The organism is Sphingobium sp. LB126, from assembly GCF_002795205.1.
Classification (GTDB): domain Bacteria; phylum Pseudomonadota; class Alphaproteobacteria; order Sphingomonadales; family Sphingomonadaceae; genus Sphingobium; species Sphingobium chungbukense.
Map to the genome: position 1 here is coordinate 2181446 of NZ_NETV01000001.1, position 20761 is coordinate 2202206.

The 20761-nt window shown below is 64.5% G+C and carries 13 protein-coding genes, 1 tRNA gene and 1 pseudogene; 9 read left to right on the forward strand and 6 right to left on the reverse strand.

Going from position 1 to position 20761, the window contains the following annotated elements; genetic code table 11:
• The first annotated feature begins 193 nt into the window (after nt 1-193).
• From CAF53_RS10665 to CAF53_RS10675, 3 genes are read left to right on the forward strand one after another with little or no spacing between them, the layout of a single operon-like run.
• Nucleotides 194-1027, forward strand: a complete 834-nt coding sequence (locus CAF53_RS10665; RefSeq protein WP_100238032.1) for a hypothetical protein — start codon at nt 194-196, stop codon at nt 1025-1027.
• The gene (locus CAF53_RS10670) at nt 924-2531 is read left to right on the forward strand and encodes a DNA polymerase Y family protein (RefSeq protein ID WP_100238033.1); all 1608 of its coding nucleotides are present in this window, start codon (nt 924-926) and stop codon (nt 2529-2531) included. The genes CAF53_RS10665 and CAF53_RS10670 overlap by 104 nt, the downstream gene beginning before the upstream one ends.
• Complete coding sequence (locus tag CAF53_RS10675; RefSeq protein ID WP_100238034.1) at nt 2528-6100, forward strand: error-prone DNA polymerase; 3573 nt, start codon at nt 2528-2530, stop codon at nt 6098-6100. The genes CAF53_RS10670 and CAF53_RS10675 overlap by 4 nt, the downstream gene beginning before the upstream one ends.
• 90 nt (nt 6101-6190) lie before the next feature.
• On the opposite strand, the gene CAF53_RS10680 is transcribed toward CAF53_RS10675, so the two are convergent.
• The 4 genes and pseudogenes from CAF53_RS10680 to CAF53_RS10695 all read right to left on the reverse strand — a co-directional run bounded on the left by CAF53_RS10680 (nt 6191) and on the right by CAF53_RS10695 (nt 13611).
• A complete protein-coding gene (locus CAF53_RS10680) occupies nt 6191-6439 on the reverse strand; it encodes a hypothetical protein (RefSeq protein WP_100238035.1) in 249 nt (82 codons plus the stop codon).
• 163 nt (nt 6440-6602) lie between these two features.
• Nucleotides 6603-7013 (reverse strand): polyketide cyclase, encoded by a 411-nt coding sequence (locus CAF53_RS10685; RefSeq protein ID WP_100238036.1) that lies wholly within the window; start codon nt 7011-7013, stop codon nt 6603-6605.
• A 285-nt stretch (nt 7014-7298) separates the two neighbouring features.
• A pseudogene (locus tag CAF53_RS10690) lies at nt 7299-11500 on the reverse strand (translocation/assembly module TamB domain-containing protein).
• Entirely contained in the window at nt 11500-13611 is a 2112-nt protein-coding gene (locus CAF53_RS10695) for a BamA/TamA family outer membrane protein (protein ID WP_100238037.1), read from the reverse strand. The pseudogene CAF53_RS10690 and the gene CAF53_RS10695 overlap by 1 nt, the downstream one beginning before the upstream one ends.
• A 135-nt stretch (nt 13612-13746) precedes the next feature.
• Between CAF53_RS10695 and recJ the strand changes: the two genes are divergently transcribed.
• From recJ to CAF53_RS10715, 4 genes are all read left to right on the forward strand, one after another.
• Nucleotides 13747-15513 (forward strand): single-stranded-DNA-specific exonuclease RecJ, encoded by a 1767-nt coding sequence (recJ, locus tag CAF53_RS10700; RefSeq protein ID WP_100238038.1) that lies wholly within the window; start codon nt 13747-13749, stop codon nt 15511-15513.
• Nucleotides 15514-15634: 121 nt separating this feature from the next.
• Nucleotides 15635-15710: transfer RNA gene (locus tag CAF53_RS10705), tRNA-Glu, on the forward strand.
• Nucleotides 15711-16311: 601 nt separating this feature from the next.
• Nucleotides 16312-17649: an endo alpha-1,4 polygalactosaminidase gene (locus CAF53_RS29030; protein ID WP_100238039.1), complete on the forward strand. Its 1338-nt coding sequence runs from the start codon at nt 16312-16314 to the stop codon at nt 17647-17649.
• A gap of 141 nt (nt 17650-17790) precedes the next feature.
• A complete protein-coding gene (locus CAF53_RS10715; protein ID WP_100238040.1) occupies nt 17791-18456 on the forward strand; it encodes a peptidylprolyl isomerase in 666 nt (221 codons plus the stop codon).
• On the opposite strand, the gene CAF53_RS10720 is transcribed toward CAF53_RS10715, so the two are convergent.
• Nucleotides 18453-18692 carry a DUF2061 domain-containing protein gene (locus tag CAF53_RS10720; RefSeq protein WP_100238041.1) on the reverse strand — a complete coding sequence of 80 codons (240 nt, stop codon included), beginning with the start codon at nt 18690-18692 and terminating at the stop codon, nt 18453-18455. The genes CAF53_RS10715 and CAF53_RS10720 overlap by 4 nt on opposite strands.
• A 113-nt stretch (nt 18693-18805) precedes the next feature.
• On the opposite strand from CAF53_RS10720, the gene CAF53_RS10725 reads away from it, so the two are divergent.
• Complete coding sequence (locus tag CAF53_RS10725) at nt 18806-19546, forward strand: DUF72 domain-containing protein (RefSeq protein WP_100238042.1); 741 nt, start codon at nt 18806-18808, stop codon at nt 19544-19546.
• A 302-nt stretch (nt 19547-19848) separates the two neighbouring features.
• Here CAF53_RS10725 and CAF53_RS10730 read toward each other — a convergent pair whose 3' ends face one another.
• Complete coding sequence (locus CAF53_RS10730) at nt 19849-20034, reverse strand: PspC domain-containing protein (protein ID WP_046761638.1); 186 nt, start codon at nt 20032-20034, stop codon at nt 19849-19851.
• Nucleotides 20035-20354: 320 nt separating this feature from the next.
• On the opposite strand from CAF53_RS10730, the gene CAF53_RS10735 reads away from it, so the two are divergent.
• Entirely contained in the window at nt 20355-20741 is a 387-nt protein-coding gene (locus tag CAF53_RS10735) for a gamma-glutamylcyclotransferase family protein (protein ID WP_197707392.1), read from the forward strand.
• Nucleotides 20742-20761: the final 20 nt, after the last annotated feature.

Sequence of the window (20761 nt, forward strand, 5' to 3'; positions counted from 1 at the left end):
AGAGCATCGTGCGCAAAAGTGGGAACCGGTTTTGCGCTTAAAGCGATGCGACAACAAAAGCTTAGAGCGTGCGGCTCGCGTACGATTTAGCGCAGCGCGCTCTAGGGGTCTGCCTTCCACCCAAGGCCGCACTGCCATAGCAATTGACAGCCACCATAGTTGCGTCGAAAAGAACATATCGGGAACAAAAGATATGGTCGAGTCGGTGACAACCCTGGCTGCCCTGCGGCGGCGCATCGCATCGCTGGAACGCATTCCTGCGGGGCAAGCCGTCCCGCGGGTGGCGACGGGGCATGTGCAGCTCGACCGGGCGTTGGGTGGCGGCCTTTCCCGTGGGCGGTTGCATGAGCTGTTCGGTAGCATCGAGGACGAAGGCGCTGCGGCTGGGTTGGCGCTCGGCTTCGCACAATTGCTGGCGGGCGAGGAGCCATTGCTCTGGCTGCGCACCGCGGCGGCGGAGCAGGCTGGCGGCATGGCCTATGGGCCGGGATTGGCGGCGTTGGGCATGGCGCCTGACCGGTTGCTGATCGGTGTCATGACGGAGGAGGCCATGCTTTTGCGCGCGGCGGTCGATGCACTGCGATGTCCGGCGCTCGGTGCGCTGATGATCGAACTGCGGGGCCGGGCGCCGCTGCTGGATCTCACGGCCAGCCGGCGGCTGGCACTGGCGGCGGAGGGATCGGGCGTGACGGCCGTCATCCTGCGGATCGGTGGAGAACCGGTGCCGAGCGCCGCCGATACGCGCTGGCAGGTGAGGGCGGCGCCCTCCATCCCCTTGCCGGGCAATGCGCCGGGGATGAGCGCCTTCGATCTGTCCCTGCTGCGCCAACGGGCGGGACCGGATGGCTTCCACTGGCGGCTCACATGGGACAGCGGGCGGAGCAGCTTTGCAAAGGCGGATGAAGAGGCGCGCGATGAACGCCATGATCATGGACAAGACAGTGCAGGAGGCTACGGACAGGCGGCGCTATCTGGCGCTGTGGTTCCCCTTTCTGCCGATCGATCGGCTTCGGATCGCGCGGCCTGACCTCTGGGCGACCAAAGCTGGGGGAGCGGGGGGTGAGGGTCCGGCGGTGGTCGTCGAACAGGTGCGCGGCGCGATGCGGTTGGCGACGCTGGACGCCGATGCCCTGGCGCGGGGGCTGACGCCCGGCATGACGCTGGCCGATGCCCGGGCCCGGGAGCCGGCTCTGCGGGTTTTCGACGCCGATCCCCATGGCGATCAGGATTGGCTGGAGCGGCTGTGCGACGGTTGTACGCGCTACACGCCGATCGCAGCGCTCGATTCGCCCTTCGGCCTGATCCTCGACATCACAGGTTGCGCGCATCTCTGGGGCGGGGAGGAGGTGCTGGCGCGCGATGCGGTCGACCGGCTGGAGCGACACGGCATGGGTGTACGCCATGCCCTGGCCGGGACGGCGGAGGGGGCCCATGCGCTGTGCCGGTTCCCGGCGGGCGCGGCGGCGGACGAGAATGCGGCGTTGCGGCGGCTGCCGGTCGAGGCGTTGCGGCTGGAGGAGGAGAGCGCCGTGGCGCTGCGCCGGGCGGGGTTGCGCACTGTGGGCGATCTGGCGGCGCGACCGGCATCGGCCTTGGCGGCACGGTTCGGCGAGGAAGCGGTCGACGCGCTCGGCAATCTGCTGGGATTGGGGCGGCGACCGCTGGCGCCGCGGCGTCCCCGTCCGGTCGTCCGCATCGAGCGGCGCTTCGCCGAACCGATCGGCAGCACGGCCTTTGCCCTCAGGACGCTGGAGGAAATGGCTGCCGAGGCCGGGGAAGGTTTGACCGAACGGGGGCAGGGCGGCCGCCGGTTCGAGGCGGTCTTTTTCCGCAGCGATGGCCTCGCCTTTCCGCTGCGGGTCGAAACCAGCCTGCCGGTCCGCGACGCGCCGACGATCATGCGGCTGGTGCAGGAGCGGATCGACGGCTTGTCCGATCCGCTCGATCCCGGCTTCGGCTTCGACATGCTGCGCCTCACCGTGCCGCAGGCCGAACCGATGGCGCCCACTCAATTGGCGCTGGAAGGCGGCGAGGCGCGCCGGGGCGAAGGCATGGCCGCACTGGTCGACCGGCTGTCGATCCGGGCGGGGCGAAACCGGATTCAGCGGCTTCACCCCAATGACAGCCATATTCCCGAACAGGCGCAACTGGCCCTGCCCGCCGTCGAAAGCCGTGCGCCGGCCCACTGGCCCAGTCAGGAGGAGAAGGGCGATCCACCGCTCCGTCCGCTGCATCTGTTCGACCCGCCCCAGCCGGTCGAGGTGGTGGCGGAGGTGCCCGATGGTCCGCCGCACCGCTTCCGCTGGCGCCGGGCCTTGCATGAGATCATCCGCTTCGAAGGTCCCGAACGGATCGCGCCCGAATGGTGGAAGGCGAAGGACGGCGCGCTGGAGGGCGAAAGCGCTGGCCTTACGCGCGACTATTACCGGGTGGAGGATGCGCGGGGGCGCCGCTACTGGATATTCCGCCACGGCCTTTATGGTACGGAAGCGGCGCATCCGGGCTGGTATATCCACGGCCTGTTCGCATGAAACGGCATGGACCCGATCCGTCCCGGCCCAAGTCCACCGACCGGCGGGAGTTGGACAGGCTGGAGGCCGAGCGAGGGCATAGGCATCGGCAAACCGGAAAGCCGCCTGAAGCGCTGCCCTATGCCGAGCTTGGCGTCATGACCAATTACAGCTTCCTGCATGGCGCCTCTCATCCCTCCGACCTGATCGCAAGGGCCATGGAACTCGGCCTGCATGCGATCGGTATCGCCGACCGGAACAGCGTGGCGGGCGTCGTGCGCGCCTATGTCGCGTTGCGTGATGCGCCCGAGAAGGCGCGACAGGCATGGATGGATGCGAAGAAGGAAAAGGGGGAGGCACCGGCGCTGACGGCGGGGGAGCAGGCCGCCTGCGAAACCGATCTGCGCCTGGTCGTCGGTGCGCGGCTGGTTTTCGTCGATGGGACGCCGGACATATTGGCCTATCCCACCAGCCGCTTCGGCTGGGGACGGCTGACCCGCCTTTTGACTCGCGGAAACATGCTGGCTGTCAAAGGGGATTGTATTCTCCGCATGGGCGACCTGATCGCGCATCTGGACGACATGCAGCTTGTCGTCATGCCTTTCTCCACGGCGCGGTTGCAGCGGGGGCATGCTTCGCCACCCGATTATCCTGTCGACGATCGGCAGCCGGAGGGGGATGCTCCGCATCTGCGGCTGGTATCGTCTTCCCTTCCGCCGATGGATTGGACCGGGACACTTCGCCTTTTGCAGGGCAAGGCGCCGGGGCGTGTGTGGCTTGGGCTTTGTCTGCGTTATCAGGGCCGCGATGCCCGCCATATGGCGCGAATGCAGGGTGTGGCGGCAGAGCTGAATGTGCCGTTGCTGGCGACCAATGACGTGCTCTATGCCGAAGAGTCGGCAAGGCCGCTTCAGGATGTGTTGAGCTGCATCCGGGAAGGCGTGACGCTGAAGGAAGCCGGACGAAGGTTGGAGGCGAATTCCGAGCGTCATCTGAAATCGCCTGCCGAAATGGCGCGGCTTTTTGCGTCCTGTCAGCAGGCGGTGGCGGAAACGATCCGCTTTGTCGAAGGGATCGGTTTCCGCCTGACCGATCTCCAATATGAATATCCCCATGAGCCGGTTCCGCCGGGCTGGTCGCCCGACGGCTGGCTGGAACATCTGGTGCGAAGCCGGGCGAAGCGGCGTTATGGACGACGGTTGCCGCCCAAGGTGGAGGCGTTGATCCGGCAGGAGCTTCGGCTGATCCGCAAGCGGAAATATGCCTATTATTTCCTGACAGTGCATGATCTGGTGCGTTTCGCCCGCACGCGAAAGCCCCCGATATTATGCCAGGGGCGGGGGTCCGCCGCCAATTCGATCGTCTGCTTCCTGCTCGACGTCACCTCCATCGATCCGATGCATCACGATCTGCTCTTTTCCCGCTTCGTGTCGGAGGAGCGGGACGAGCCACCCGATATCGATGTCGATTTCGAGCATGAGCGGCGCGAAGAGGTGATGCAATATATCTACCGCCGCTATGGGCGGGAACGCGCGGGCATTGCGGCGACCGTCATTCATTATCGATCCCGCAGCGCTCTGCGCGAAGTGACGAAGGTGCTCGGGTTGAGCGAAGATGTCGCGGCGCGATTATCCAGTACGGTATGGGGCAGCTATTCCGGCGATCTGGGCGATGCGCGGTTCGTGGAAGCGGGATTCGGCCTCGACAATCCGGAAATGGTGCGGTTGCGATCCCTGGTGGAACAGTTGATCCGCGCGCCTTTCGCACGGCATCTCTCCCAGCATGTCGGCGGCTTCGTGTTGACGCAGAACCGGCTGGACGAAACCGTGCCGATCCACAATGCCGCCATGCCCGATCGCAGTTTCATCGAATGGGACAAGGACGATATCGATGCGCTCGGCCTGATGAAGGTCGATGTGCTGGCGCTGGGGATGTTGAGCTGTATCCGCAGGTCCTATGAACTGATGCGATGCCATGGCTTGGGCGATCATGATCTGAAGGTCGATATCGAATCGAACGATCCGGCTGTTTATCGAATGCTGCAAAAGGGCGACAGCATCGGGGTCTTTCAGGTCGAAAGCCGGGCGCAGATCAATATGCTGCCGCGTCTCAAGCCGCAGGACCTTTACGACCTGACCGTGCAGGTGGCGATCGTGCGGCCGGGACCGATCGAGGGGGACATGGTCCATCCCTATTTGCGGCGGTGTTGCGGGGAGGAAGAGATCGAATTTCCCTTCCCGCATCCGGCCCACGGCCCACGGGACGAATTGAGGACATTGCTGGGCAAGACTTATGGCGTGCCGCTGTTCCAGGAACAGGCGATGAAACTGGCGATCGTCGCGGCGGGCTTTTCCTCATCGGAGGCCAATCAGCTCCGCCGCGCCATGGCGACCTTCCGCAATGTCGGCACCATCCATCATTTCCGGGAGAAGATGATCAACGGCATGGTCGCCCGCGGTTACAAGGCCGAGTTCGCTCAGCGTTGCTTCAAGCAGATCGAGGGGTTCGGCAGCTATGGTTTCCCGGAAAGCCATGCCTTGTCCTTTGCGCGGCTGGTCTATGTGTCGGCCTGGATCAAATGCCATCAGCCCGCCGTGTTCGCCTGCGCCCTGCTCAATTCGCAGCCCATGGGTTTCTACGCCCCTGCGCAGATCGTGCGGGATGCGCGGGACCATGGCGTGAGCGTGCATGATGTCGATGTGAACATGAGCGGGTGGGACAACAGCCTTGAACCGCTATTGCGTTCGCGGGACAGCCGGCGGGGCGAGGGGCAGGGGCGCGCCCTGGCGCTGCGGCTGGGGTTGCGCCAGGTCGACGGCTTTCGCGAGGATTGGGCGCAACGGTTGGTCGCGGTGCGGGCGGGCGAGCTGTTTTCCAGTGTCGAGGATCTGGCGCGGCGGGCTGGGCTGCCCGCGCGGGCCTTGCGCCTGCTGGCGGATGCGGACGCCTGTAGGTCCTTGGGGCAGGACCGGCGGACGGCCTTGTGGGAGGCGCGGCGGACGCCCTCGGATGAGCTGCCCCTGTTCGCGGCCGCGCGGACACGCGACAATCAGGTCCGCGAACTGGGGGAGGAGCCCGACGCGATGCTGCCCGCCATGGCCCTGTCCGAGCAGGTCGTCACCGATTATGCCGTGACGCGCCTGTCGCTCAAGGGACATCCGATGCAGTTCCTGCGCCCGGTCTTCGCCGCCGAAGGGGTGTTGAGCTGCGCGCAGACATCGGCCGCGAAAAACGGCGCGCTGGTGAAGACGGCCGGGGTCGTGCTGGTGCGGCAGCGGCCAGGCAAGGGCAATGCCGTCTTCATCACCATCGAGGATGAAACCGGCATCACCAACATCCTGCTTTGGGCGCGGCTGTTCGAAATGCAGCGGCGGCCGGTGATGGCGTCGCGGCTGGTGCTGGTGGAGGGCGAAGTGCAGCGGAGCAAGGAGGGCGTCGTGCACCTGATGGCCAGCCGGGTGCACGACCGGACGACGGAACTGTCGCGCCTGTCGGAGGGGCCGGCTGCGGACGCTTCGCGTGCCCGCCCGCGTTCCGCCAGCCATCCGCGCAATGTCCGGATACTCCCGCAATCACGGGATTTCCATTAAGGGAATGCCTCCCGGTGTGACAGGGACCGGGAGGCGTCAGATCATGGGGTGGCCCCGGATCAGGCGCGCTTCGGCCGACCCGGATCGCCTTCAGCGTTCAGCGAGTTGCGTGGCCGGCTTGCGGGTGATCGTCAGGCCGGCGTCGGCCCAGGCGTCGGCGGTACGGCAAATGCTATGCAGCATGATCGAGCCGGGATCGGCGAAGCGGATGCAATATTTGCCCGACCTCGGGTTGTAGGTGACCTTCCCTTCGCCGAAGCGCCCTTCGGATTTGGCGAAGGCGGGGGTGGCGGCCATCGTCATGGCGGCGGCGATGGCAAAAATGGTGGCGATCTTCATATGCTTTTCCTTCCCTGATTTCTCTGAACGGACCCAGATGGGTCTGCCCGGAGCATTGCAGGGGGCGTGCCAATTCCTGGAAAAGCCGGTTTTTCTGCCCATTTTTGGGGAAGGTGATGAATTTTCATCGTGAAAAATACCAACTATAAGAATATAATCCATATTATCGGGATATATTCTGCCCTTCGATCAGATTTTTCAGCGCCTTGAGGTCGCGATTGATCCATCGGATGTCGGCGGCGAAACGTTCATCATCCATGTCCGGCTGGCGAAAGAGCGTCAGCATGACCTCCGCGCCATCGCCGCTCCGGACGACGCGCAAGGGCACATGGATTTCCTCGCCCTGACCGAGATCGACATGATGGTCCATCACGCCATGCGGATTATGCGGCGTGAATCGGATGCGGATCGGCCCTTCCGGACCATCCGCCAACCAATGCTCCCCTTCCTGCCGCAGTCCGGATTCCGCCAGGCCCGAAGCCCATTTCGGAAAAAATTCCGGCTGCCAGATCCTGTCGTAAAGCGCCTGCCATTCATGATCGATCGAGATGCTGAAGGTGCGGGCGGGTAACATGGGAGCTTCTCCGATGTGGGATGGCGCGCGGGCTCCAATGCCCGCGCCTGAAGGGGCAGCCTATCGTTTGTTGGGTAGGCGGGGAATGCCAAAGGACGGGTATCGGCCCATTGTGGACGTCCAACCTCGGTTCGCCCTCGGCTTGTCGAAGGGCTTTTCTTTTCTTTCCAAGCGTTGCGTTTGAAGAAGAAGTGAAGCCCTTCGACAAGCCGAGGGCGAACCGAGGTTACAAAAGCTGTCAGTCCGCAGACCACCCCCAAAATCGCACCCCTGCGCCGAGCATGTTCAATAATCCTTCGAATAGCGCAGATTGGCCGACGATCCCGCATTGGTGCCGGTCTTCGACAACAGGCTCAGCGTCCTGGACAGGGAAATCTCCAGCTGGGTGGCGGTGAAGCCCTTGGGGTCGGTGATGACCTCCACATAGATATTGTTGGAGATATGCTGTCCGACCGCCAGCGACGTGCCGCGTCCGGTCGCCTCGTCGCCGCCGACGATGCCGATGCGGTCGACGCCCGAGGCGTTTTGCAGCTTGCCCATGGGATTGAGCCCGCCGCTGCCGCCGCGCAGCCCGTTGAGCGCCGCGGCCAACTGGATCGCCTGGGTGGCGGAAAGATTGGCTACATTGTCGCCGAACAGGATGCGCGCGAGGATTTCGTCCTGCGGCAGCGTGGGGGTGGAGACGAAGGCGATATCGGGCCGCTGCGCCGTGCCGCCCACGGCTATGCCTGCCGTCACGTCGCTGATCTTGGTTTCGGCGCGGATCGCCAGCGTCGGGTTCATCATCGGCCCGTTGAAGGTGATGACGCCCTGTTCGAGATCGAACTGGTGGCCCGAGAAGCTGTAGCGCCCGCGGATCACCTCGATCTTGCCTACCACGCGCGGATCGGTGGCGGTGCCGGTAACCCGCATGTTCGTCTTCCATTCGGAATCGAGGCCCATGCCGGTCACATAGATCTCATTGTCGGCCCGCACGCGCACGTTCAGCTTCCAGTTTGTCGGTTTGGCCGCCGCCTGTCGCGCGGCAAGGCGCTGGTCGAGCAGATCGGTTCCTTCGCCCTTGCGCCGGACGCCGGTCAGTTGCCGTATCTCGGTCCCGCCCTGCCAGGCGACGCGATAGCGGGTCTCGGGGAGCGACAGGTCGCCCATTATCAGTCCGCCGTTGGCCGGGCTGTTGGTGATGGCGAGCGTGCCGCTGACGACGCTGGTGATCGCTTCGCTGCGGGCGAGACGGGCGCGATCCAGCTTGACGGCTATATTCATCGGATAGCCGCTCTCAGCCGCAAGACCCACCGACCCGCTCGCCTGCACGGTCCCGTCGCCCGCGCGGCCGGAAAAGTCGCGCAGGTCGAGCCGGTCGTTGGTGAATCGCCCGTCGAGGCGCATCTGGGTGACGCGCGTGCCGAACGTCTCATTCTCGTAAGTCAGCGCATTGGCGCGGACGATGCCGTTGAGGCGCGGCGCGGTCAGCCGTCCGCCAAAGTCGGCGGCGACCGCGATCGGTCCGGTCAGTTGCTGGTCGGCGAGCCCCGCGAAAGAGAAAAGCACGTCGGCCGGCCCGGCATAGCGGATGCCGCCGCCGAGCGGTGCGGACTGCAACTGCTCGCTCCAGCGCGCGCCCGGTCCCGGCGGCGCCAGCGTCGCGACGAAGCGGCCCAGCGTCGCATCGCCGCGCCGGATGAGACCGCGCATGTCGCCGCCCGCGCCGGACAGTTTGCCCTCGATGGCCATCGACACGGGGGCGGACACGGCGGTCAGGCTGGAGCGGCGGAAATCGCTGATCGCCAGGCGCGTGGTCGCGGTGGGAAAGGCGGTGCCGCTTTGCGCATAGTCCAGCGTGCCGGTGGCCTTGCCGCCAATCCCCAGACCTGGCATCGCCATATTGACGATGGCGAGGTCGAAATCCCTGAAGCGGGCCTGCATCGCCGTCTGCTGCCCGAAGCGGCCCGCCAGGTCGACACGGCCCTGCGGCAGGACCAGCGTGGCGGGTTCGAGGCGGTATCCCGCCTTTTCGATGCGGATGATGGCGGGCTGGGCGAAGCGGAAGGGAATGTTGCTCGCCTTGCCCTCCAGCGCGACGGCATAGAGGGTCGGACGCAGCGCGGCGTTCATCGCGAGGGAGAAGGGCACGCCGGTCGATCCGTCCGCGACCAGTTGCGCGCGCCCACGCCCGCCCCGATAGTCGATCCGCCCGCGCGCCTTGCGCACCACATAGTCGCCATAGGCAGCATTGGCCATCTGCACGTCGGCGCTGATCTGCGGCTGGTCGGTCATCACCATGTTCGCGGTGAGCAGCGCCCGGCCGATCACCACATCCGCCTCGCCGGGCAGTTTCGCATTGCTGGCGGCGGCGTGGAGTTCAGCGCCCTGCGCCTTGCCCACCGCTGTCAGCCGGGCGGTGCCGGTAATGCCCGAACCGTTCATCGCCAGTTGGCCGGTGAAGGGACCGGCGGCGCTCTGCTGCACCATGCCGTGCATGTCGACTCCGGCGAATCGGGCTTTCGTGATGTCGATGGTCAGCGGGCCCTTGGCGGTGCGGATCAGCACATTGGCGAAGAAGGGGCCGTAGGGTGAGCCGCCGGTGGTTTCGAGCCGGTAGCCCGCCGGCTCGCCATGGAGCTTCGCCACGACGTCGTGCAACGGCACGCCGACATTGGGGCGGGCGGCGCGCAGTACGGCCTGGGGACGTTCCATCGTGCCGCGCACGGTCAGCGCCAGCGGGCCATATTGGCGGGACGATGCCCTGGCGTCGAAGCTGATCGCGCCATCCATATCATAGCTGCCCGATCCGGAATGCACCTGGAAGTTGGGCGCTGCGCCCTTCAGTCCGGCGAGGGTGAATTTTCCTTCCGGCGTCATGCCGATGCGCCCGGACATCACCGCATTGCCGCCCAGGAAATCGCGGACCGAGGCATTTTCCCACCGTGCCGTGCGGACGCCGAAGCGGCCATCCAGTCCGAATCCCCCCTTGGCCCTGGCACCAGATGCACATCGGTGTTGAGATTGACGATGCCGACGCCGTCGATCCTGTAGTCGTTGACCCGGCCCTTGAGCGCGCCGCGATAAATCGCATGGTCGAGATCGGCGAGCACGATGGCGGTGGCGTCCACCCGGTCGCTGTCGATCTTCAGATTGTCGCTGATCAGCTTGCCCGCCGCATAGGCGAAGTCGCCCTTCACGCGAAGATCGTGCAGCAGACCGCCTGCCGCCGCATTGAGGCCGGTGACGCGGCTGGCGGTGGCGCTGACCGGAATGCGGATGCGGTCAGTATCGATCACCGCGCGGCCACTGGCCTTCAGATTCTCGATCCCGGTAGCATCGAAGGCGAGTTGCTTCGCCGTGATGTCATAGTCGACGAACGGCGTCGCCATCGGCCCGTCGAGGATCACCGACGCGCGCACGTCGCGGCCCTTCACCTTCTCCATGATCGCGCCGGGGGTGAGCAGCGCGGCATCGATCCGGAGTGCACTGAACCGGCTCTTGCCCAGGTCGATCAGGCCGTTCGCCGTGGCGGAAAGGGCCGGGGATTTCAGCGATCCCTTGAGGTTCACCCGCCGTTCGTTGAGGCCAGCGAGCAGATCCACATCCAGTTGCGGCGTCGTCAGCCGGTCGACCGTTCCGGCGAAGACCAACCCCGGCCGCACCGGCCCTTTCGCCGTGAAATGGCCGTCGCGGGCGGCAAGAGCAATGTTCGCCAGTTCGCCCTTGTCCGACGCCGCGACCAGCCGTCCGTCCCACGCCTGCCATGTTCCCTTGCCGTCCAGCGTCGCGATGAAGCCGTCGGTCAGGCCGCTCATCGCCGCGATCACGCCGCCTTTGGGCGCGGTCAGCGTGCCCTTCATGGACAGGCGGTTCTGCGCGGGCACGGCGTCGAGATTGGCCTGCAAGCGATCGCCGCTGTCGACCACGGCATTGGCCGACAGGATCGCGCGGCCATCGGCGATATGCGTCACGCCGTCGATGGCGATTTCGCGCTTCTGCCCGATGACGGGCTTGGCGACGAGGAACTTCGCGATCTTCAGCCGGTCGACGTCGATGTCGAGGTCGGGGAGGATCGGGGCGTTGGGGTCGGTCGAGGTGACGTTGAATTGCGGGCTGCGGGCGAGGACCACCAGCGGGCTTTCCAGCAGCCGCACCGAAATATGGTTGTCGATGTAACGGAAGGGATTCCATACCACATGGACTTCCGGGCTGACCGCGAAGATACCCTTGGGGTCGCGCAGCACCAGATTGCGGATCGTCATGTCGCTGTAGATCGACCCGTCGATCCGGCCGACCTCGATCGCCATGCCGGATTCCAGCTTGAGCGCGGCGATCTGGCGGATCAGGAATGTCTTGCCCGGCTGGGTGTCGAGGAACAGCAGCAGCCCGGCGGCCAGCACCAACAGCGCGACGAGCAGGCCGGTCGCACCCAGCGCGATCCTCTGCCAGAGCGGCCGCTTCTCACGGACGACGATCGTTTCGGTGACGGGGGTGTCTTCGGCCATCAGAATGCCTGCCCGATGCCGATATAGAGCGCGAATTTGGACTCACCCGGCTGCCGGTTGATCGGCATGGCGATATCCGCGCGGAAGGGACCGAAATTGGTGTAGAAGCGTCCACCCAGGCCGACGCCGTACCGGATGTTTGAAAATTGCGGCATGGCGCTTTCATAGACCTGTCCCGCATCGACGAAGGCGACCACGCCATAATCCCCGAAGCGATACCGTCCCTCGACCGCGAACTCGTTGACGGACCGGCCGCCGATCGGATCGTTGTTCGCGTCCTTCGGCCCCAGTTCCTGATAGCCATAGCCGCGCACCGATCCGCCGCCACCCGCATAGATGCGCCGGGAGGGCGCCACATCGTCGCGTTTCACCCCACTGATCGTGCCGACCCGTGCGCGCCCCGCGATGACCAGACTGCCGGACACCGGATAATAGCCGGTAAGGTCGAAGGTCGCGCGGATATAGGGTGAGAAACTGCCGTGCAGCGACCCTTCCGGTTCCGCGCGCAGGTTCGCGCGGAAGCCCTTGGTGGGATTGAGCAGATCGTTGGACCGGTCATAGCCGATCTGTACCGGTAGGCCGCCGATGAAATAGGTCCGCCGCGTCTTGTCCGCCGTCGCCGGATCGACCACCACCTGTTCGTTGGTCAGCAGCACCTCCGCGCCATAGCTGTAAGTCCAGCGCTTCTGGAAGATCGGCGTCGACTGGCGCGACCAGCCGATATTCAGCCCCAGCGTATAGGCCTCATAGGCGTCGTAATTCTGGTGGTTTACCGCAATGCCGGTCTGGAAGCTCTTGTCGCGCTTGCCCGCATTGGACCGGCGGAAGGTGCCCGATGCGCCTTGTTCCTGCGTACCGGCGATGACGCTGGCGATCACCGCGCCTTCGGGCGGGAAGAGGTTGCGGTGCGTCCACGTCCCCTCTGCGCGGAAGCCCTGGCCCGTGCCATAGCCCAGTTCGCCCGCCAGCGTGCGCGGCTTGCCTGCCTCCTGCGCGACGTTCAGGTCGACATATTCGGTGCCGTCCGGGCCGGGTTGGTTGGTGCGGACCGGATCGACCGATATGCTGGAGAACAGGCCGGTCGCCACCAAAGCCCGGCGCAGATCGTCGACCTTGCGGCTGTCGTACAGTTCGCCCGGCTTGAAGCGGCTGATGACCGTCATATGGTCGGCGCCGAAGGCCTGTTTCCCGCCCGTGGTGGTGATCGCCCGGAACGACCCGCGCGGCCCCGTTTCGACCGGCAGAGTATAGTCGCCCGTCGCCATCGCGGGATCGAGCAATATGTCGCGTTCCCCCACCTTGGCGAAGGGATAGCCGTTTTCCGGCAGCTTGACGCCGACATTGGCCTCCGCGCCTTCGACCGCCGTCGCGACGATGAAATCGCCGGTCCTGAGCGGCAGGCTGTCGCGGATCAGGCCGGGCGGAACGGTCGGCCCGGCATGGATGACGATGGTCCCGATGCTATAGCGCTTGCCGGGCGTGACCGAGACGATCGCCTTCAACGCCCCGTCGCCGGCCTGATCGAGGGAGGCGAGCGCGGTGGCGTCATAATAGCCCTGCGAATATAGCAGCCGCACGGCCAGCGCCTCATCCTCATGCGCGCGCGCCTGAAGCATGGCGGCCGTGTCGGCCTTTCCCTTGCCGCCGACCAGCGAGGAGGAATCGCGGAATTCATCCTCCAGCCCCGTCTTGCCGAAACCCTCGATCGCCACGGAGTAGCGCACCGCTTCGGTCTTTTCCTGCGGGTTGGCGTCGGTCGCCACCTGGGGCGGCACCTGCACGCTGTCGAGCGGCGGCAGGGGGGCGGCAAGTTCGCGTTCCTCCTGCGGTTCGACTGCGGGCGGCAGTTCCTGCGCGACGCTGGGCTGCGGCATCTGGCGATCGATCCATTCATCGATCGAGGGGAGGGGAGCGCTGCTGTTTAGGGGCGGCTGACCCGTCTGGGGGATGGTTCGAGGCAGGCGCGCCTCGAATTCGCTGTCCGGCAGGATCGGTTCTTCCTGCGGCTGTGGGGGCTGCGGCGGCGTCTGGGCCATCAGGGGGAGGGGGGATGCCGCCATCATCATCGGACCCAAGGCTCGCCGAACCCGCTTCGCCTGCCTTGAACCCATGGAAACCGCTTTGCCCCTCTTCGTCCCTCGCCCCTAGGGCGGGAATAGCAATACGCGCAAGGAATTGCTTCGGTTCCGCCTGCGTTATGACGGCGGGCGCTTCCCTCCGAATCGCAACGGGTTTAGAGCGGAGCCATGACCATCGCGCTCAACATCACCCGTTCGATCCTTGGCCAGCCCTGGCGGTGGCGTGGCGGCAATGGGGATGGGCGCGATCCGGGCTATCGGCCCGACGATCTGGTGACGCAATTGCTGCTGGCGCGCGGCTGTCCGCGCGACGCGGTGGAGGCGCATCGCAATCCCACCATCCGCCATTTCATGCCCGATCCCAGCCTGTTCCGCGACATGGACGCCGCCGCCGAACGGCTGGCCGACGCGGTGGTTAAGGGTGAGGATGTGCGCATCTTCGGCGATTATGACGTCGACGGCGCCACCAGCGCGGCGCTGCTGATCCGCCTGCTGCGCGACCTCGGCTTGGCTGCGCGGCCCTATATCCCCGACCGTTTGATGGAGGGCTATGGCCCCTCGGGCGAGGCGTTGGTGCGGCTGGCGGGCGAAGGCGCCACCCTGATCGTCACCGTGGATTGCGGCGCACAGGCTTTCGAAGCGCTTTCCATGGCGAAGGCGGTGGGCGTCGACGTGGTGGTGGTCGACCATCATAAATGCGCCGCGGCCCTGCCCGAAGCTCTGGCGCTGGTGAATCCCAACCGGCTCGACGAGGATGCGGAGGCCGCCGCGCACGGCCATCTGGCCGCGGTGGGCGTGGCCTTCCTGCTCGGCGCGGCGCTGATCCGGGTGCTGCGCAAGCGCAACTGGTTCGCCCAAAGGTCCGAGCCGCCCCTGATGGAACTGCTCGACATCGTCGCGCTCGGCACGGTGGCGGATGTGGCGCAATTGAAGGGCCTCAACCGCGCCTTCGTTGCGCAGGGGCTCAAGATCATGGCGAAGCGCCGCAATATCGGCCTGTCCGCGCTGATCGACGCCAGCCGGCTGACGCGCGCACCGCTCTGCCACGACCTGGGCTTTGCGCTCGGCCCTCGGATCAATGCGGGCGGGCGCGTGGGCAAGGCGGATCTGGGCGTGCGGCTGCTGACCACCGAGGACCCGGCGGAGGCAGCGAAGATCGCCGCCGAACTCGATCTGTTGAACGAGGAACGCCGCGCCATCGAAGCGGCGGTGCAGGCCGAGGCGGAGGAATTGCTCGGCGCGCAGGATAACCGCGCCGTGGCTTTGGTGTCGGGCGCGGGCTGGCATCCGGGCGTGATCGGTATCGTGGCGGGGCGCCTCAAGGAGAAAGCGGGCCGCCCCGCCATTGTCGTCGCCGTCGATGAGGACGGCATTGGCAAAGGGTCGGGCCGCTCGATCTCCGGCGTCGATCTGGGCGCGGCGGTGCTGGCGGCGAAGGACAGCGGCCTGCTGGTCGCGGGCGGTGGCCATGCCATGGCGGCGGGCCTGACGGTCGCGGCGGACAAGGTGGATGCGCTGGCCGATTTCCTCGATGAACGACTTGCCAGCGCTGTGGCCAGGGCGCGCGACGACCGCGCTTTGCTGATCGACGCGGTGCTGGCCCCGGCGGGGGTCAATCCGGATTTCGTCGCCGCGATCGATGCGGGCGGCCCCTATGGAGCGGGCTGGCCCGCGCCGCTCATCGCCTCCGGACCAATGCGGGTGATCAAGGCCGACGTGGTGGGCAACGGTCATTTGCGCGCGATCATGGCGGGGGACGACGGCCGGTCGATCAAGACCATCGCCTTTCGACAGGCGGAAACGGATCTGGGCCAGGCGATATTGGGTGCGCCCCGCGATCGGCGGTTGTGGATCGCGGGGCGCGCGAAGATCGACGATTGGGGTCCGCGCCCGGCCGCCGAACTGCATCTGGAGGATGCCGCCTGGGCCGATTGAGGCGGGTATAGGCAAAATTTTGCTCCGCGTCATTTTCATGACGAAAAGGGGGTTGACCGTTCCGGAGCCACCGCCTAATGCCCGCCTCGCTTCGCAGCGACGCCCAAGCGGAACTGCATGTGGCCCCTTCGTCTAGCGGTCTAGGACGCGGCCCTTTCACGGCTGAAACACGGGTTCGATTCCCGTAGGGGTCACCAATCAGGCGATTTTATCGCTTTGATCCGGCGTGATAATTCTTGGAAATTCTGAAGGATTCGGTCCCACCCCCCAGATGGTGGTGCCAAAGGTCGGTCTGACCCTTCGCCGAGCATTTGCCAGAGATATGGCGGTCCGGTGTCTCCCGTGTCGCCGCCTTAAGATCGATGCGAAGCAGGCCCCTTCTGGCTTCCCAAGCGGCCCCTCGCGGCAGCAAGGGGATTGCCTCCGATCATCGGATACAGGGCTCTGCTCGCCGTAACCCGCGCAGGGCGGCGACGGTCGTTAATGTGGGAGAAAGCTTTCGACACCACAAACATGCCCCCGGTCAGTGATCGGTACGGGGGCATTCTGATATGGTTTTCCTGCGCAACAGCGGTTCAATAGTGTCCTTGCGCACATCTTCGGCATTCTTCTTTAAAATCAAAGAGACAGCCTGTCAACACCGTCGCGTGGCCGTGCCGACGCTCCTCCTCGGCGAGGTGGCGAAACATCAATTACAGTCGTGGTGAAATATGAGTCGGCGGAAATAGGACCGCTGTACAGTTTTCAATTTCCTTATCTTTCATCTTCGGGTCCAGAAAATAAGTATCAGGAGTGAATATGACGCACACAGGCATGTATGTTTTGCAGGGTATAGTTCCATCCGAGATTGCGGTGGCACCATTCGATGTCAAGGTCGTCGACATCTACGACGATAATGGCAATGCATTTACACCGACGCAGGTTGCCCAGATGGGTGGAGGTCCACAAAGCTCCTTGTTGCTGGGTTATTTCAGTATCGGTGAAGCCGAAGATTACCGGGACTATTTCAAGACCATCCCTCAGGCGGCTCTTGGGCCGGAAAATCCGCAATGGGCCGGCGACTATCAGGTCGCCTACTGGACGCCGGAATGGCGTGCCGTCGCCACCGCCTATATCGATAGGATCATCAGTGCCGGATATGACGGCGTCTATTTCGACGTCGTCGACGAATATCAGCAGGCCTGGGCCAAGGCGAACGCCCCCGGTGGCGCGGCCGGGGCGGAGCAGGCCATGGCCGATCTGGTCGCCTATCTCGCGGACTATGCGCACGCGAAGAATCCCAATTTCAAGATCTGGGCCAACAACGCCGAGGAATTGCTGTCGAACAACACGTATTTTTCCCACCTGGACGGCATGTACAAGGAAAACCTCTATTATACCGACAGCGGGTCCAAGCAGCCGGTAAGCGAAACGCAGGCGAGTCTCGCCTTGCTGCAAAAGATGATCGATGCCGGCAAGGACGTGATCGCCATCGAATATGTCTCTGGCGCGGCCGCGGTGGCCGATGTGGAGGCGCAGGCCGCCCATGACGGCGTGGGTTATTATACGGCCGATATCGATCTGAACGGGATCAGCTATACCGGCGTGCAACCGGGGCAATATATCCACGCGGACTGGGGCACGACGACAGCCGCTCCTCCGCCTCCTCCTCCGACCGCGCCTGTCGATCTGGTGCTGACCGGCAACAGCTATGCCAACACGCTCACCGGACAGGCGGGCAATGACAAGCTTTACGGCATGGGCGGCAACGACACATTATCGGGCAATGCCGGTACGGACCGGCTCGACGGTGGCAAGGGTAATGACGTGCTCATCGGCGGCAGCGGCGCGGACAGTTTCGTGTTCAACGCCTCGGGCAGCAAGAATGTCGACAAGATCATGGATTTTGAGCATGGCATCGACAAGATCGCCCTGGACCATGGCATTTTCGGGGCGGCCGGCGCCATCGGCCAATTGCCCGACAGCGCCTATTGGGAAGGTACGCGGGCGCATGATGCCAATGATCACATCATCTACAATCCGGCGACGGGGGTTGTTTCCTACGATCCCGACGGCACCGGCCGCGCGCAGCCGGTTCAACTGGCCGTGGTGCTGATCGGGACCCATCTGGACCACACGGATTTCTCCATCTTTTGAGCAGATGTTCGCGCCTGCCGATGCGCGGGGGGAGGCATCCCCCGCGCATCGGCAATACGACCGTTTCGCCGCTCGGTTGCATCAAACGTCCAGGCACTCTAGCCTTCCATATCCTGCCCTTGTGAGTGCGCGCCCTTACCGATGCCTGCCGCTGTCCTGCGTTACCTTGCCTGCCTCAGCCTCCTTGTTTCCGGTCCTGCCCTTGCGCAACCTGCCAACCGGCAGACGCCGGGTTATACGCGCGTGGCCATCGAAACCTCTGTCGGCACGATCATCGTGGCGGCCGACAATCGCCGGGCACCGGTCACCTCCAACAATTTCCTGACCTATGTCGATGATGGACGCTTTGACGGCGTGACCTTCTATCGGGCGGCGCGGCGCAAGAGCGATCCGAAGCTGGGGCTCATCCAGGGCGGCATCGACACGGATGCGCGCCGGTCGCTGCCGCCGATCCGGCATGAATCCACGATGCAGACCGGCATTCGGCATCTCGACGCGACGCTGTCCATGGCGCGGCCCAACCGCGCCAATTCGGCCATGGGCAATTTCTTCATCACCGTGGGGCCGACGCCCAATATGGACGCGCGGGGCGATTATATCGGCTATGCCGCCTTCGGCCATGTGGTCGCGGGCATGGATGTGGTGAAGAAGATCCTCGCCGTCCCGACCTGTTGCGGCGAAGGGCCGATGCGTGGGCAGATGATCGTCAAGCCCATCACCATCATCCGCGCCAAAAGGCTGGACGGCGCGCCGCATCCGACGCGCGGCGTGAAGCCGTGGCTGATCGGCCTCAACCGGAAACGCTAGGCCAGGCCCACTGTCTTATCGCGCGTCCATTCCCGTTCCGGATCGCGCGCAGGGCGTGCGAGTATCTTCTTCCAGGCCCGTTCATGGAAAAAGAAGGCAACGGCGTTGATCATCGGTTCGATCAGCGCGATGCCGCCCGCCATGGCGACCGATCCGGTCATCAGATAGGCGACCGAAAAGCCCACTGTCAGGTGGATGCTCAGATAGGTGGCGGTCTTGATGAGGTCGGTCGACATAGCATATTCCTGTTGCGGCCCAATTAAGAGTCGTTCGCAAAAATCGCCAACCGCTTTTCCCTCTGGCTCTGATCGTCTTTGCCGATCAGGATGGCCGGAAAGGAGAGCGCGGCATGAGCGGAAGGATCAGGGTCGGGATCGGCGGTTGGGTTTTCGAACCATGGCGCGGCACTTTCTATCCCGAAGGACTGCGGCAGAAGGATGAGCTGGCCTATGTCGGCGAGCATCTGACCGCGACGGAAATCAACGCCACCTATTACAGCACGCAGAAGCCCGCGACCTTCGCCGGTTGGGCCAAGGCGGTTCCGGACGGTTTCCAGTTCGCGGTGAAGGCGTCGCGCTTCTGCACCAATCGTCGTGTCCTGGCCGATGCCGGCGATTCGATCGCGAAATTCGTCAACCAGGGGCTGGTCGAACTGGGCGACCGTCTGGGGCCGATCCTTTGGCAGTTCATGCCGACCAAGAAATTCGATGCAGAGGATTTCGGCGCTTTCCTCAATCTTCTGCCCGCCGGTGTCGACGGCGTCCCGCTGCGCCATGCGCTGGAGGTGCGGCATGAGAGTTTCGACGATCCCGCCTTCTTCGATCTCGCGCGGGAGGCCGGCGCAGCGGTCGTTTATGCCGATCATCCCGAATATCCGTCGCTGCGCGGCGATGATGCCGGCTTTTCCTATGCCCGGCTGATGCGCACGCGGGAGGAGGAGCCGACCGGCTATGCGTCCGAACACATCACCGATTGGGCTGCCATGGCGAAGGAGCGGGCAGCGCGGGGCGACGCCTATATCTTCTTCATCAGCGGTGCGAAGGTCCGGGCGCCTGCCGCCGCGCAAGCGCTGATCGTGGCTTTGGGGTAACAGTGACTGTTGCATTTGCTGCAACTGCGAAATCGTCTTTTGCGATTGTTACAATATGATGGCGGGCGCATAGGCCCGCTCGCCCTAGCGGCAATGATAAAACAACAACTTGCAGGAAGAACGATATGCGACACACGGTTCAGGGCGTTGCCCTCATGGTTGCGGTTGGTGCACAGGTGCTGACCTTCTATTCGGTGCTGTTTGTCTGAACGCAACATGCGCCGATCCATACCGTCCCTGACGGACCACGAAAAAGCCGCCCCCGGACATATCCCAGGGCGGCTTTTTATCATGCTCGATCATTATCCCTCAGCCAGCCAGCCCGCCAGCAGATAGGCGACGACGCCGACCGGCCCCAGCGCGCACAGCGTCAGCAGCACGAGCGCGATGCGGATCAGCGTGACATCCATGCCGGTACGGTTGGAAAGTCCGGCGCACACGCCCATGATCTTTCCGTTACGGCGGTCGAGGGTGAAACTGTTGTTCATGAATCTGGCCTTCTTGAGTCTGTTGTGCAGGATCAGGCGATCGGCGTGACCGGGACCGCGGCGGCAATGAAAAGGCCGGCGACCAGCAGCGCACCGGTCAGGGCGAAAGCGGCGTTTTGAAGCTTGGCAAACATGATGGACTCCCTGGAATGTGCGAGGCCGGACGATCCGGCCGTGATGCAGGGAAGATTGCAGGAGCCGTGCCAACTTCTATTTTTGTGGGGTTTCGGGGAATTTCGCGGGTCCAGAAGCAAGATTGCCCCGCAAAAATCTCCGCAAATTGGTTAGATTTGCCGAAAATGGGGAATATTTCAGGAGCCGTGACCGAGCCGTGCCTCTTCGTTTATGGAACGCTTCGACCCGGTTTCGACGGGCCGATGGCGGACTGGCTCAAGGGTGTGGCATGCCATGTCGGCGGCGCGACGGCGCAGGGCTGGCTTTATCGCGTGGACGGCTACCCTGCCTTCGTGCCGGGCGGATCGGGCATGGTGAAGGGCGATCTGTTCCTGCTGCCCGATGCGGCGGCGATCCTGGCGGTTTTGGACGAGCATGAGGAATGCGCCGATCATTTCCCTTCGCCCCATGAATATCGCCGTGCCCGGTTGACCGTGCGGGGCGGGGACGGGCCGATCGAGGTCTGGACCTATATCTATAACCGCGACGTCAGCGCGCTGGAGCGGATCGAGAGCGGCGATTTCCTTGCGTGAGAATGGCTTGCGCTGGGCGT